This is a genomic window from Mucilaginibacter sp. P4_E8, from assembly GCF_056401495.1.
Window position 1 is genome coordinate 1 of the sequence record NZ_JBFUJG010000123.1, and the last position, 15,200, is coordinate 15,200.

Genomic DNA, 15,200 nt, shown 5'->3' on the forward strand with positions numbered 1-15,200 from the left:
GTTTGATGACAGATTGCCCACAACGCGAGAAAATGGGCTGGTTGGAACAAAATCACCTCAATGGCCCATCGTTAAGATATAATTTTGATATGGCCTTATTATTCAGAAAAACAATGAATGATATGGCCGATGCGCAATTGGATAACGGCTTTGTCCCCAATATTGCTCCTGAGTATTTTATAGCCGGTCCGCCCGATTTAAACAACGGTATGAGAAATTCACCAGAGTGGGGGAGTTCCTTTATTATAGTACCCTGGCAACAATACTTGTTTTCTGGTGATGTGTCTCTTTTGGAGCGTTATTATGACCGGATGAAAAAATATGTTGCCTTTTTATCCAAAGAGTCGGTTAATCATATCATACACACAGGTTTGGGCGACTGGTATGATATTGGCCCGAAGGAACCCTGGGGTTCACAACTTACGCCGGTATCCTATACTGGAACAGCCATATATTATTATGACAACTGGATCATGTACAATATCGCTAAAAAACTGAATAAAACTGCTGATGCCGAAATGTTTAAAATTGCATCAGAACAGATCCGCACGGCCTTTAATAAAGAGTTTTACAGTCCAGAAACAGATACCTATTCAACGGGTTCACAAGCAACCAGTGCCATGGCTCTTTTCTTTAATTTTGTTGAAGAAAAAAAACGTGAAACGCTGTTAAATAAACTGGTTGATGATATTCATGATCATCAGAACAGTTTTACAACAGGAGAGGTAGCTTATCGCTTCCTGCTTCGCGCATTAGCTGATAACGGCCGCTCAGATGTTGTTTATGCGATGAACAATCAGGATGACAGACCGGGATACGGCTATCAAATTAAGATGGGCGCTACCAGTCTTACAGAAAAATGGGATGCTGGGGTAGGTGATTTCGGCTCACAAAATCATTTTATGTCAGGCCAGATCAATGAATGGCTATTTAACAATCTGGTAGGGATCAGTCCGGATGAAGACGGTACGGGTTTTAAAAAATTTGTAATCAAGCCTGATTTCCTGAAGGATTTAACCTGGGTGAAAGGTAGCTTTGCTTCCATAAGTGGAGATATCCGCGTAGCGTGGAAAAGGATTGCCGGTCACTTAGAACTGGATGTAGTTGTTCCTGAAAACACCCATGCATTACTCTATCTGCCGGCGTCGAATTCAAAACAGATCTTTGAGCATAATAAGCCTGTATCAAAATCTGTTGGAGTTAAATTTTCCAAATCAGAAAATAACCAATTGGTATACGAACTGGCATCCGGTAAATACTATTTCCTGGTTAAAAGCGAATGACTAAATCTTGTTGACAATATTCAGCAAAAAAAATAATACCGAATTTTAACACCTTAAACGTCGTTTAAATCAAAATGTAATTTTCTGATCCGCCTTGCGGTCAAATCAACCCTAATATAATCGCTCACTGGGTGACTTGCCGAACTTTTTTTTGAAGGAATGGGAGAAATGAGAAAGGCTTTCAAATCCCAGGTCGAGATAGATTGCAGATGGCGTTTTGTTCTTTTTTTCTATAAGATGCCGGGCCTCCGTTAAACGTTTGTCCTGGAGCCACTGCCGGGGCGGCATTTCAAATATTTTTTGAAAATCACGCTTAAAACCGGCGAGGCTTCTTCCGGTGAGTTGCGCAAATTTTTCAACAGGGATATTGAAATGAAAATTACTGAGCATGAATTTTTCCAGATCCATTTTATAGGGTTCCGAGAAATCAAACAGAAAATCCTTGAGTGCAGGCATAGTATGCAGCAGCAATAGTACAGCCTCTCTTACTTTGAGCATGCCAACCGCATTGGTTATTTTCTCCTCCGAATGACGCACATAAGGAATAACGGATTGAAAAAAGGCACGAAGGAAATCGTTTCCGGGGATCAGGATATTAGGAGGGCCGATGTATTTTGCTCCCGGTTCAATTTGTTCCTCCAGTGCGATCTGCCTCAGCAGGTCTTCTTTTAAACAAATGACGATGGTTTGGTAATCCTCTCCATTCAATGGTGTTTTAGTAAGCTCTCCTAATTGATTCCTGCGGATCAGCAGCATCTCTCCATGCTCCATAGAGATTCTTTCGCTGGCAGTTTCCATCGTAAAGCGGCTTGAAACCTGCAATACCAGGGTAGTATGCTCCAAAAACGCTACCTTATCTTTTCTAGTCGCCGGTGTTCAGAAAATTAATGCCGCTGTCTAATGCCGACTGAATGGTAGCGATACTTTCACTTTCATCATTTGTCGGGCCTCCCCAAACTGATGACATGCGCATACAGCCTAATCCAAGTTTAGATACGAGGGGTCCATTTTTACCAAGGTTTATTTTTTTTATGTTTTTCACAGTTAATGTTTTTTGTGTTACAACACAAAGATCAGCATTACATCCTGCGGTCTATTTCTTTTACGGCTCAATTTACTTGTCTGTATGGCTCAGTTTTCTGTTCTCTTTGACCTGTCGCTGCTATCTTTCTAATGTTTATCAAATGTTATACAAGACTACAACAAGATTTTCCGGACGCGCTGCCTTTGTCTCGCAATCAGGAATAATGGTAAGTATTTCAGGAGTCTGTATAACCACGGCCTAATATTTTCCCACGAAATTTGCACTACCAAATAAAAACCGGATGAAACTTGGAAAATTATTACTGGTAAGTCTGATACTGCTAAGTGGGGAGGCAAAAGTCTACGCACAGACGACGGACATCACCCAAATGAAAGCTAAAAAATACCAGGCCAAAGCGCCGGAAACCCAGCCTTTTGGTTTAGAAGCCTTTAAGCGATCAACCGGGACAACTGTTCGCTGGCTGGGCATGGCCGGATTCATGGTTAACAGCCAGGGTACCATCTTCATGATCGATCCGCTACTGGAAGGCTATGATATGCCGCTGCTGATGAAGTTTCCCATCCTGCCGAAAGATGTGCCGCACGTAGATGCCATTATGGCAACTCATAGCGACAACGATCATTACAGCGTGGAAACTTTTCGTGATCTGAAAGCGGTAACCACAGCCTATCATTCCACAATGTACGTCGATTCATTAATGAAAAATGACGGATTGTCTTCAAGCGGTCATCGCATTGGTGAAACTTTTAAGTTCGGGCTTGTGAGCACAAAACTTACACCAGCCGACCATGCCTGGCAGAACGCTTATCCTGGCACGAGCAAACGGCATTTTGGACCGGAAGATGCCTGTGGGTTTTACTTCTATACTCCTGATGGTACGATCTGGGCACCTGGCGATTCGCGCCTGATGCCGGCACAATTGCACCTGCCTGCACCCGATTTGATCCTGCTGGATTACTCAGAGGACAGCGACTGGCATTTTGGGCTCGAAGGCTCAGCAAAATTACTGAATGCTTATCCTCATGCACAAGTTATCCTGGGGCATTGGGGCTTTGTTGACGCACCTGATTTCAAACCTTTTAACGGAGATCCGGTAAGACTGGCAAAATTGGTTGTTAATCCCGGACGCATCCGGGTGCTCGCACCAGGACAGCCTTTCATACTAAAGTCTGTCAGAAAATAAAGAAAACAATAATCCAAAAGATCAAGTTAAAAATGAAGAAGCTTATATACCTGATTATTAATCTGACCGTGGTTGCAGCGGTGGGTGGTGCATCCTCCTCGCTAAGCCTGATGTTTAATTTATAAACGCTGATCAACCATGAATCAAACAATGATCCGCACATTTCTAACACTTCTGATAACAATTACATGTCATACTATGAATGCACAGCAAAGTCACGAGTTGAATCTAAATGAAAAACATGTCGTGTTGATTGCCGCCTTTACCGCAACAGGTAACTTACCGCAATTAAAAAATGCCCTGAATGCAGGTCTTGATGCCGGATTAACCATCAACCAGATCAGGGAAGAACTGGTGCAGTTATATGCCTACTGCGGTTTTCCGCGTAGCCTCAACGGCATTACCACTTTTATGTCCCTGCTGGACGAACGGAAATCCAAGAGTATACAGGACGCGGAAGGGCAGGCCCCAACTGCTGTAACAGGTGATAATAAAAGCAAATACGAGGCGGGAAGGAAAACGCTGGAAACTTTAACAGGTAAGCCGCAGAACGGCTCGCTAACCGGTGCCAATGCTTTTGCGCCCGGCATTGATGCTTTTTTGAAAGAGCACTTGTTTGCCGACATCTTTGGGCGGGGCGTATTGACTTATCAGGAGCGTGAACTGGCAACGATCACCGTACTTGCGAGCCTGCCCGGACTGGAAGCACAGTTACAAGCACACTTGGGCATGGGAATGAATGTCGGGTTAACTGAAGGGCAACTGGAACAAGCTTTTTCCTTACTGGAAAGCTGCATCGGGAAACAACAAGCAGATACTGCCCGTGCAGTATTGACTAAGCTCACGGTCACTAAATAAAGATCTATGAAAATCAGCAATCATTTTTACAGAACGACAGTTCGCGTATCATTTAGGATACTTGGCTGTTGTGGAATGTTACTCCTTTCTATTTTACATGTCAAAGCACAAACTGATAAGCGCATGATCCGTATAGCCCAAATTGAAGTTGATTCGACACAACTCAAGGAATATAATGCAGCACTGAAAGAACAGATGCAAACGGCTGTCAGGCTGGAATCTGGCGTATTGACTTACTATGCGGTTGCCGACAAAAAAGATCCTTCGCGGATAACTATCCTCGAAATATACGCCGACAGCGCCGCCTATCTAAAACATATCGCAACGCCTCACTTTAAAAAGTACAAAACTACCGTAGAGCATATGGTAAAGAAACTGGAACTGGTAGACGTTAACCTCATCGGGAGTGCGAAGCAGCCCGGGTTATAGAACGTGACAGGAACCTTAACCTGTATGAAGAGGGATTTCATCCGAAGGATGCAATTATGGCAAAATATACTAACTATAGAAATTGAATATGACAAAGGTATTAATACTTGGAGCCGGCGGACAAGTCGCCGGGCATGTGATCGACAGGTTATCACAAAATAGTTCCATCCATCTCACTTTGTATCTGCGTAAGACATCGCGTTTAAAAAATTTGGAAACAGATCGGATCGCGTTGGTTGAAGGTGACATACTTGACACCAAAAAGCTCAATGAAGCAATGCAGGGTCAGGACCTGGTCTATGTCAATATAAACGGGCAGGAAGATGTACTGGCCGAACAGACGGTAAAAGCTATGCTGACTGCAGGTGTGAAGCGTATTGTTTTCATTGCAGCCATTGGGATTTACGATGAAGTTCCCGGTGCTTTTGGCCAGTGGAACAAACAGATGATCGGGCCTATACTGGAACGCTATCAGAAAGCTGCAAGCCTTATTGAGGCATCTGGCCTGGTTTATACGATCCTTCGTCCGACCTGGTATACAAACAATGATGAAGTTGAATATACAATCACTCAAAAAGGCCAACCGGTTACCGGAACCGAAATATCCCGAAAAAGTGTTGCTGACCTGGTGGTAAAACTTATAGAAGATCCTCAACTTTATATTAATGAAAGCCTCGGTATGGAAAAAGCCGGAACCGAGGCTGATAAACCTGGTTTTATGAATTAAAGAAATAAATGTAACATCAAACGACAAGTAACTTTAAGGCAATAGGTTAAAATCCAAGTTGGCTCCAAAATAGTTAGGTCAATCTATTTTGTTTTATAGCAACCTTTAGTAAAAAATGAATGTTGCAAATAATACTGCAGGATTTAATTATCTTCCATTTATATATCAAATACGCATCATCAATGGAAATGTATTGAAAGAAAGTGATTTTTTTTGAAGAAATTTACATAACCTTAGACATATTAACCAGTTACTTCCTGCAATGATTTTTGAATTTACAACTGCTCCGGGTTTTGACTTTATAACACTGTTTTCAAAACAGATCAATGCGCCCGTAAGGGACAATGTATTGGAAATCCCGAAGACATTGGGAGAAGGTTATGTACGTAAAGTTGGGTTTGGGGATGATTTCAAATTAACGATCCACCGTTATGTATTGAAAGAAGATCTGATTGTTAAACGCAATCCGGCTGCAATAGCTAATGATGTCCGTACCATTTTCTTTTATAATGATAGGGACGATCTTGAAGTTAAATATCATAACGAGACAAATATATCATGCTCACAAAAAAATGATTCTTCCATACTCCTGTCATCAAATGATTTGCGAACGGAAATTCGTTTTCCTGCCGGCAGCAATATTCAATACGTAGTAGTAGGGATTACTGCTAACAGATTACGCTCAGTTCTATCCATTGAAAAGCCTAATACGACCATACAAACCATTACAGCGGAAAATGCTTCCTTTCTCTTTTTTGAAAGTTTGGATGCTGAAATGCAATTGTTGCTAAAAAATATCGTATCCGTCGACATGAATAACTCGCTGAATAATTTCTATGTACAAATTAAGGTACAGGAATTAATGTACCTGCTTTTTAGCAAGTTGTCACTCAGGGAGAACACGACTTTTAAAAATATAAACAGTAACGATGCGGAAAAACTTCTGGTTATTCGCAACGAGATATTGAGTGATTTGAGTACCCCGCCGGTTTTAAGTGAATTAGCACTGATCGCTTCGATGAGTGAAACGAAACTTAGGCCGCTTTTTAAGCAAACATTTGGTGATACGATATATAATTATTACCAAAAAGCCAGAATGGAAGAAGCCGCTTTTCTGTTGAAACAGGCTAAACATTCCGTTTCTGAGGTTGGCTACGAGTTGGGGTTTTCAAACCTTAGCCACTTCAGCAGATTATTCGAGAAGCAGTACGGCATTACCCCGAAGAAATTTTCCACCTCTTCATAGAACTTCTTTTATCTAATCAACTATCATTTATCGGATACGACTATTCTTGTGTCCTTTTCGGTTATTTTGCCCATTTTTTTACTTCTACTTTTGTCATATAGTTAAATATGACCAAGTAAAAAATAATGAAAGCAATACAATATAAGGCATTTGGCAATTCCAATGTGATAGAGGTGGCAGAGGTCCCTCAGCCTGAAATCAGCAATGAAAACCAAGTTTTAATTCAAGTTAAGGCAGCCAGCATAAATCCTTTGGATATCAAATTACGCAGCGGCATTATGCAACAGATCCGTCCTGTCAGTTTGCCATTTGTGCCGGGTGCAGATGTGGCAGGGATCGTTGTTGCCGCCGGAGAAAAGGTAACCCAATTTAAAGCAGGTGACCAGGTGATCGCTGTGACCAGAGAAGGCGGGTATGCCGAATACGCGATTGCAAATGAAAGTCACGTAGCTATTAAACCCACTAATGCCTCCTTTGAAGAAGCAACCTCCCTGGTGGTTAATATCGGCACTGCTCAATCGGTATTATTTAACGAGGGAAAATTAGCGAAAGATCAGAAAGTTTTAATTCAGGGGGCTGCGGGGGCAACAGGCGCCACCATGGTGCAGATGGCAAAAAACGCCGGGGCCTATGTTATCGCTACAGCATCCGGACAAGGCATCGCATTAGTAAAAAGCCTTGGTGCGGATGAGGTGATAGATTATAAATCGCAAGACGTTAGCCTGTTAGCTAACAATGTTGACCTGGTGGTGGATTGCGCTGGTGGCGAATCACAGCATCAACTTTTTGGGGTGTTAAAGCCCGGAGGCAAATTATTCAGTATAGTAACCCCACCTTCCGCAACATTAGCGGAAAAGCACCAGGTTGACGCACGGTTTATCAGTTCAAATATTTCAGCGGGTAGTTTGGCCACTGGTTTGGCTTTGGTCAATGAAGGAAAACTCCATCCCATCGTTGCAAAAACTTTCCCATTAGACGAAGCTGCTCAAGCTCAGGACTTTGTGTCGGCTGGGGGAGTTAACGGTAAAGTTGTCCTTGTAGTTATTCAATAACAGAGTCGATCAGTGGGCTGATCTAAGGAAACATCTTCCAAATCAAACAGTACAATTTACAGATATCAATAAGATAATAAAAAAAGAGACCATGAAACTATTAGAAAAGATAACATTAGGAAAAGAAATTTTGAAAAACGTTATTGCGATGGCACCAATGACGCGTAGCCGGGCTAACGGCGAAGGTGTCGTATCAGACCTGACCGTATTATATTACACACAGCGTGCCAGTGCCGGGCTCACCCTCACTGAGGCCATCAATATCTCGGAACAGGCGCTGGGCAGCCCATTTACCCCTGGCCTTTACAGCGAAGAGCAAATTGAGGCCTGGAAGAAAGTGACTAAGTCTGTTCACGACAAAGGAGGTGTGATCTACGCGCAGTTATGGCATACCGGCCGTGTTGGGCATTCAGTGGATAGAAAAGGAAAACTTCCGGTTGCGCCATCGGCGATCGGGATCAAGGGGCAGCAGCATTTTACCTCCCAGGGGCCGAAAGATTACGAAACGCCTCAGGAATTAACTACCGCAGAGATCAAACAGATCGTGAAGGATTACGGTAAAGCTGCCAAAAATGCCATCGATGCAGGTTTCGATGGTGTGGAATTACATGCAGCATTCGGATATTTACCTAACCAATTTTTATCGGAAAGTGCAAACCTCCGGACAGATGAGTATGGCGGTAGCATTGAGAACAGGAACCGCTTCGTGCTGGAAGTTATGCAGGAACTGGTTAATGCGTCGGGAAGTGACAAAGTTGGCATTAAGCTATCACCAACTGTTTATTATAACAATATAGAAAACAGTGATCCTGTTGCTCAATTCAAACCTTTAATCCAAGCATTGAATGAATTGACACTGGCCTATATTCATCTGATGAATGGCCTGTTCCCTTTGGATAATTACCCTCACTATCCTAAAAATGCTATAGAAACATTCGGTAGTATAAGTAAACACCTGGTCATCGCCAATGGCGGGTTCAATAAAGAAAGCGGGGAGGCAGAACTGGAAAAGGGTATCGCTAAAATAATCGCTTACGGCAGCTTATTTCTGGCTAACCCTGATCTGCCAAAGCGGTTCGAACTGGATGCAGCGTTCAATACCATAGAACAAGCTACCATGTATGGTGGTGGGGAAAAAGGTTATACCGATTATCCATTTTTAGAAAGTTGATACTAAAGCCTCTTTAATCAGGATGCAACTTTGAAAAAGTGTAAAAGAGAAACAACAAGATGCTGTTAGAATTTCGGACTCACGTCTTACATGGCGTGAGTCCTTTTATTATTTAAGCTGATTAATAAAGTCGGGAGTGAGATATCCAGTTTATCAGTTTAAGTATTTTTTTATTGAAGTATATTAGGCCATTATGGGTTCATCCTTTTAAACATACCTTGTAGTTCAACAGGTGTTGCTTTCGATAGCATTTCGCTGTATCCAAAAGTTAATTGATCTTTGCCTTCTTCCAATTGTTGAAACACTGCTTTAATAAAATCACCTACAGAAGGGTGTTCGCTGTGCAATCCTTTGCCGCCCAGATCAGTGTTGAGGGCGGGCGGGATCAATTCGATGACCTCTATATTTTTTGATTTTAGCAGATGCCTTAGCGATAGGGTGAACGAATGAAAAAAAGATTTTGTGGCACAATAAACAGGCACCTTCGTAAGCGGCGAAAATGCCAAGGCAGAAGTTACATTAATGACGGTGTCCAGTGACTTGAGGCCGGTGAATAGTGATGTAACGTGTAATGGTGCTATAACATTTGTTTCAATTTCATTTTTCGCTTTATCATAAAAGTGCTCATCTGAAATATCCATCCAGTTTTGAATACCTGCATTATTTACCAATACGTTCAAATCACTATGATGTTCGGCAATCCATTGATAAAGCGCTGTGCGTTCCGATTCTTCCGATAAGTCGCAAACTTTTGTTATTACTGACGGAAATTTGTCAGACACTTCTTGCAGCGCTTCTTTCCTTCTGCCGCAAATAATAACTTGGTTATTTTCCTGAATAAATCTTTCAGTCAATCCCAAACCGATGCCGGTAGCTCCGCCGGTGATTAAAATTTTGTTGTTTGATAATTTCATTAGTTTTTCTTTAGTATTTCGATCTTTCTAAAATGTTTTATATTTTACTTAAACCGGCCTTTTACTTTACAGTAAATGATTATTTGTATTGAGGAACAAAGTTCTTGATACTCTCGCTCAAGGCTGTTATACGGATTCCTGTTTTACTTACCATTATTCCGATTAGCGTGAAAAGTGGCCTGCACTTTATGGAAAGGGTCGGCAAAATCAGGGTAAGATTGAACTCTTTAAGCATTGGCTAATAGATTGATATGATCAAGGTGTTCCGGAAATGATCGTTTGTTGTTTTCGGAATGAGGTGATCAATGGATCCGGAATGTCCACCTTTGCCCATGGTTTAAAACCGAACTTGGTTTTATTATCTGTGTTCTTTAAGCTTTCCGTTACATCAATCACATTGGAGGCAGGCACATACACGGTAGCAATCTCCCACCTGGCAATTTCAATCCGGCAAAAAACCACTTATCGCTTTCTTCTTAAAACCCTCCGAAGCCCGGATTCTGCTGCTTTGGAGCCTCGTTTTTAATATACTCGAACCAGTCGTAATCAGCGCTTGTTGTAGAACCTTTACCATTACCGGTCGCATACAACCCCACAAAAACTCCCGTAAATCCTCCAGCCGTTTCAGAACTTAAATATTTTGAATCTACTTTCTGAATTTCTTTAAAGGGCTCATTACCTTGTGCATAAGAAAAAGAAAAAAGTGAACGTTCTCCTTTTATCATCAATTTTACCGGCCCGGGTTTTAATACTGCTTCCTCTGACTCATGAATTACATGCGATCCAAATCTTAGCCTGCTTACAACCACCCTTTTTCTCTTAGATTGTTTAATAAGAATCTCAAAATGACCTCCATTATTAAGCAAGGTTATTCCTGCTTCCTCATTTGATTTACCTGGATTAAATTCTACCTGGGTAGTTGCAGTAAAATACATGTCCTGAAGCCTGCGCCCAACAAAAGTTGGAGATTTCCTGTCTTCTATCGTTTGTTCGGAACCCGTTAACTTCAGAAAACCTTTGCGTGAAGAAAGGGAATAATTACTCATAACCGGATAACGAATATAGTTCCACTCTAATCCAAGGGTGGGATCGTCAAAATCTGTTTTGGTTGGTTTTGCAGCAAAGGGCTTTAAAGGAAGTGTGGGAGCTGTCATATTAACGGTGGCCACTCCATTGCCATTCACCACAGGCCAGCCGTTAGTTGGCCAGGTAACCGGTGCCAAACAGGTTTCCCGTCCAAGAATATGCTGAACTCCGCCACCAACGGTTCTGTATCCATGAAAGACCATCCACCACGAACCGTCGTGAGCCTGGGTTATATCGGCATGCCCGACTCCCTGAATAGGATTGCCTTGCCCGGCTGCATTAACATGGGTAAGAATGGGATTGGCCGGATTGGAATTGTAAGGACCCCAGATATTTTTACTGCGGGCAATGGTTTCTGAGTGTGCTTCTTCTGTTCCTCCTTCGGCAGCCATCAAGTAATAAAAGCCGTCCTTTTTGTAAATATGCGGGCCTTCGGCATACCGGCCACCGGTTCCATTCCACAGCTTTCTACCCTGGGTGAGAAACTTCCCTGTCTTTATATCAATTTCATACAAATCAAAAGGAGATGAGATAACATAGGCCTTCCCATCATCATCAAAAAACAAATCAGGATCTATCCCCTGCGCTTCTATCCATATTGGATCAGACCAGGGACCGGCAGGATTTTTTGCCGTAACATAAAAATTACCCCCGGTGTTGCCTGTGTTAGTGGTAATCATATAAAAAACACCATTATTATAGCGGATAGTGGCAGCATAAATACTCAAGCCTTTGGGCAACTGAGTGTCCCGGGTAATACAATATCCTATCATTTCCCAGTTCACCAGGTCTTTGCTGTGAAAAACCGGAACGCCGGGAAAGTATTCAAATGTACTGGTGATAAGATAATAATCCTCTCCTGCCCGGCAGACACTTGGGTCTGAGAAAAAACCAGGAATTATGGGATTAGTGAATGTAACTCTTGCATTAGTATCAGGTACAGCACTAAAAGCATTACGAAATCCAAAAGATCCTTGTGCATATAGGCCACCGCAAATACTCACTACAAGGGAAGTAATTAAAAAAAGTTTTTTCATACCGTTTACTTATTATTAATAAAGTTCTTTATTCTTTTGCTCAAGACTACGGATTCCTGTTTTACTTACCATTATTCCGATTGGTGTGAAAAGCGGCCGACATATTTCGCAAAGAGCCATCAAATCCGGTTAAGACTGAACTCCTTAAGCATTGGCTAATGGTTCCGCTTTTAGATTCGCGAATCATGGTTACTAATTAATTATTGAAAGTTAATATAGCCTTACCAATACCAGTGGGAGTATAGGCCAGCGCATCGTCTATCTCATATAATTTGAATTTTTTGCCAACTTTCGTTTTGAAATGCGGCATGTCAATAATATCAGGGATCAGCTTTAAGGCCAGGGAGAGCTGCTTTGGATCTCTGAGGGTCTGTGAGCGGTTAGTGCTGAATGACTTAATAGTCAGCCCCCTAAAAAGTATTTGACGCATAAAAACATGAAGTGGCGTATCATCGCCTAAAAGGCCATAAGAGTAGATCATGGAGTCATTAGGCACCAGGTCTATTATTTTATTGAGCGCAGCTCCGCCTACGCCGTCATAAATGGCGGTGGCATTTAGTTTCAAAGCTGTTTCTTTGAGCTGATTGTTAAAGTCCGGCTCATCCTGCGCCAGTACATATGTCGCACCCAGGCCCTTTAGTAATTGTTTGCCTTCCTCATTTCTAACTATGGATATCAGCGGAAATTGCAAAGCGAGGGCAATTCCCAACATCATGATGCCTGTAGTGGATGTTCCTGCTGTACTGATAATACCTATATTGCCTTCAGCTAATGATTGCATACGAAAAGCATAGGCCGTGATAATATTGGACAACGAACCAGCAAATTCCTCAGATTTGGCGTTATCCGGAATAATAACACAACATAAATGGTGCATATGTGTATAATCCGACCAGCTCCCAATCGTCACGTCGGTATTATGTAAAGAGCGAAAAATTGCTACATGTTTGCCCAAATATTCTTTAGGAACATCTTCACCAACTCCTATCACTTCACCTACGCCCGACGAACCGTATACATCATGTAGGCTGGTGGCAGATCCAGGCGGAAGCGGCCGGTTAATAAAAGCTTTGTCACCATGGCTAATGGCAGCATACTCCATACGGATAAGCAGATGTTCGGGCAGGGCTTTTTCCGGGCGTGGAATTCTGGTTAGCTCCACACCACCATTAGGTATTTTACAGATTCCATTCATTAATTCTGTCATTTTTGTTGTTTTTTGCAGAAGTAAAACCTACACTCTTTTAGTATGCGTCATACAATGAGCAAGCTATAAACCCAATAATTTTTCGGCATTCCTATAACCGATCTTTTCTTTGGCCTCTTGTGAAATAGGCGCCGTTTCAAGAAATTGCCTGGTGTGTTTATCTATTAAATAAGGGTAATCACCTGAATAAATAATTTTGTCTGCCCCGAGTTCCTCCATCACATATTTAAGTTGAGTTTCAGAGAAAAGCCCGCTTGGGGTGATATAGATATTACTTTTATAATAGTCAGAAATTTTGCGGTCTAATGTTAAAGTCTTGCTTAATTGATCATCTAAGCGATTCAGGAAAAAAGGAACCAGTTCGCCCCAATGTCCTGAAATTAGTTTCAGATCGGGCAGTTTGTCAAAAATGCCAGAAGCAATTAACCGGACAATTGCGATCCCTGAATCTAAATGCCAGCCATATCCTGCCGAAGCAAACATAGCCCCAGCAACGGCAGGCCAGCTATCGCTCTGATAATAGTGCGCCGCAATATTTTTTGAGATGAAACCAGGGTGCATATACACAGGTACTTTTAGTTCCTGGGCTTTAGAAAAAAGGGGTAAAAATTCAGGTTCGTCAAAAAAGCGACCATTGTAAGTTCCTGAAAGCATTGCGCCTTTAAGGCCTAATTCCTTCACAGTCCGGTTCAACTCTTCTCCGGCCGCAGTTGGATCGGCGGCGGGCAAAGTGGCAAAGCCGGCAAACCTTGTTGGGTGCAGTTTTATCAAATTAGCTAATTCATCATTGGCTTCCCGGCAAAGTTCAATGGCTAATGTTTTGTCTGTTATATTTTGAGGGCTTCCGGCACCATATGAGAGCACTTGCATATCGATCCCGCTTTCATCCATAAATTTTAGCCGTCGTTCTCCAATATCTTCCATATCATCGCTGCTTGGCCCAATTTTCATTAGCTCCTTTTGCACCGCATCGTTGGGCGCTACCCCTCCATTTTGTTTGATGTTGAATGCTGCTACTTTTTGCGAGATGCTTTTCAGGATAAAATGCTCCTCAATGGTAATTATCTTTTTTAATGGCTTCATATCTATAATAGTGCTGTTTTGAACCAGGCCCGTCGTAATGGAACCCTGTTTTTTTAATGAGCTTGGGACTTTACTCCCAAAGCTCTTTTGTAGGGGTTAACGTTAATTAACAAAATCATTTACCTGCACCGTCATATACCTCTTTTACAACTTCTGATGCGGAAACAAGTTTAGGCCAACCTGCATAAAATGCCAGTTGGGTCAATGCTTCGCCCATTTCCTRCCGGGTAATGCCATGCTCAACCGCCCGGCCCATGTACATTCCCAGAAATTGGATATCCCCGACTGCGATCATGGCGCATACTGTTGCCAGGCTTCTGCTTCTTGATGATAATCCCGCACGCAGCCAAACTTCACCATATAACAATTCATTGGTATATTTAGCAAAACCTTCGGCTATTGGGGCGATGTTTTGCTGAATAAAAGCTACTCTGTTCTCATCACCCGGTAAAGCCTCATTTTTATCAAGCGTCAGTGGGTCGATTGAAGGTAATTCTGCTTGTGATATTCCATAGTTTGCAAATACATCTTTTGCAACAGCCACAGCCGACATGGCGTTAGGCACTCCTGAATAGAAAGCAAGGTGAGTAATAATCTCTGAAAGTTCGCCCGGTGTAATACCGTTGTTCAGCGCTTTAATAAAGTAATGGGGCATTGCATTGTTTTGGTTTCTTGCTATCAGGCTTGATAAAGTAACTATGCAACGGTCATGCTTTGACAAACCCGGACGCTCCCAAACTTCGCCGACTAATTTTTCAGCAATATACTTGCCTAATGCCGGAGAAACACTACTTACGTCAGCATTTGAAAATGCAGGTTTAGGTACCGTCGCGCCGGTAGTATTAATTTTAAGTGCTTTTACGATGGCTTCACCTACAC

Annotated in this window: 16 protein-coding genes; 8 read left to right on the plus strand and 8 right to left on the minus strand. The window is 42.2% G+C overall.

Translation table 11 applies throughout. The features are described 5' to 3' along the window. Window positions 1-1,283: alpha-L-rhamnosidase-related protein (locus AC1DRQ_RS25015; protein ID WP_477427890.1), on the plus strand; the 1,283-nt coding region annotated here is incomplete at its 5' end. Between the two features lie 111 nt (window positions 1,284-1,394). Here the strand turns inward: AC1DRQ_RS25015 and AC1DRQ_RS25020 are convergent. Beyond that, entirely contained in the window at window positions 1,395-2,081 is a 687-nt protein-coding gene (locus AC1DRQ_RS25020; protein WP_477427892.1) for a helix-turn-helix domain-containing protein, read from the minus strand. A 64-nt stretch (window positions 2,082-2,145) separates the two neighbouring features. Further along, entirely contained in the window at window positions 2,146-2,325 is a 180-nt protein-coding gene (locus AC1DRQ_RS25025) for a hypothetical protein (protein WP_477427894.1), read from the minus strand. Window positions 2,326-2,608: 283 nt separating this feature from the next. Between AC1DRQ_RS25025 and AC1DRQ_RS25030 the strand changes: the two genes are divergently transcribed. From AC1DRQ_RS25030 to AC1DRQ_RS25060, 7 genes are all read left to right on the plus strand, one after another. Further along, window positions 2,609-3,511: an MBL fold metallo-hydrolase gene (locus AC1DRQ_RS25030; RefSeq protein ID WP_477427896.1), complete on the plus strand. Its 903-nt coding sequence runs from the start codon at window positions 2,609-2,611 to the stop codon at window positions 3,509-3,511. A 198-nt stretch (window positions 3,512-3,709) separates the two neighbouring features. Further along, entirely contained in the window at window positions 3,710-4,369 is a 660-nt protein-coding gene (locus tag AC1DRQ_RS25035; RefSeq protein WP_477427898.1) for a carboxymuconolactone decarboxylase family protein, read from the plus strand. 123 nt (window positions 4,370-4,492) lie between these two features. After that, window positions 4,493-4,798 (plus strand): putative quinol monooxygenase, encoded by a 306-nt coding sequence (locus tag AC1DRQ_RS25040; RefSeq protein ID WP_477427900.1) that lies wholly within the window; start codon window positions 4,493-4,495, stop codon window positions 4,796-4,798. Between the two features lie 88 nt (window positions 4,799-4,886). Next, complete coding sequence (locus tag AC1DRQ_RS25045; RefSeq protein WP_477427903.1) at window positions 4,887-5,525, plus strand: NAD(P)H-binding protein; 639 nt, start codon at window positions 4,887-4,889, stop codon at window positions 5,523-5,525. A gap of 262 nt (window positions 5,526-5,787) precedes the next feature. After that, window positions 5,788-6,771, plus strand: coding sequence for a helix-turn-helix domain-containing protein (locus tag AC1DRQ_RS25050; protein ID WP_477427905.1), 984 nt, complete (start codon window positions 5,788-5,790; stop codon window positions 6,769-6,771). A gap of 125 nt (window positions 6,772-6,896) precedes the next feature. Next, window positions 6,897-7,823: an NADP-dependent oxidoreductase gene (locus AC1DRQ_RS25055; RefSeq protein ID WP_477427907.1), complete on the plus strand. Its 927-nt coding sequence runs from the start codon at window positions 6,897-6,899 to the stop codon at window positions 7,821-7,823. 91 nt (window positions 7,824-7,914) lie between these two features. Further along, window positions 7,915-8,994, plus strand: coding sequence for an alkene reductase (locus AC1DRQ_RS25060; protein ID WP_477427909.1), 1,080 nt, complete (start codon window positions 7,915-7,917; stop codon window positions 8,992-8,994). A 191-nt stretch (window positions 8,995-9,185) separates the two neighbouring features. Here the strand turns inward: AC1DRQ_RS25060 and AC1DRQ_RS25065 are convergent, their stop codons facing one another. The 6 genes from AC1DRQ_RS25065 to AC1DRQ_RS25090 form a co-directional block, all read right to left on the minus strand. Beyond that, entirely contained in the window at window positions 9,186-9,908 is a 723-nt protein-coding gene (locus AC1DRQ_RS25065) for an SDR family oxidoreductase (protein ID WP_477427911.1), read from the minus strand. A 255-nt stretch (window positions 9,909-10,163) separates the two neighbouring features. Continuing rightward, on the minus strand, window positions 10,164-10,370 hold the full coding sequence (locus AC1DRQ_RS25070; RefSeq protein ID WP_477427913.1) for a hypothetical protein: 207 nt from the start codon (window positions 10,368-10,370) through the stop codon (window positions 10,164-10,166). A 14-nt stretch (window positions 10,371-10,384) separates the two neighbouring features. Continuing rightward, window positions 10,385-12,031, minus strand: a complete 1,647-nt coding sequence (locus tag AC1DRQ_RS25075) for a glycoside hydrolase family 43 protein (protein ID WP_477427915.1) — start codon at window positions 12,029-12,031, stop codon at window positions 10,385-10,387. A gap of 196 nt (window positions 12,032-12,227) precedes the next feature. Continuing rightward, complete coding sequence (locus tag AC1DRQ_RS25080) at window positions 12,228-13,238, minus strand: zinc-binding dehydrogenase (protein WP_477427917.1); 1,011 nt, start codon at window positions 13,236-13,238, stop codon at window positions 12,228-12,230. A gap of 63 nt (window positions 13,239-13,301) precedes the next feature. Then, window positions 13,302-14,321 carry an amidohydrolase family protein gene (locus AC1DRQ_RS25085; RefSeq protein WP_477427919.1) on the minus strand — a complete coding sequence of 340 codons (1,020 nt, stop codon included), beginning with the start codon at window positions 14,319-14,321 and terminating at the stop codon, window positions 13,302-13,304. A 115-nt stretch (window positions 14,322-14,436) separates the two neighbouring features. Beyond that, window positions 14,437-15,200: carboxymuconolactone decarboxylase family protein (locus AC1DRQ_RS25090; RefSeq protein ID WP_477427921.1), on the minus strand; the 764-nt coding region annotated here is incomplete at its 5' end.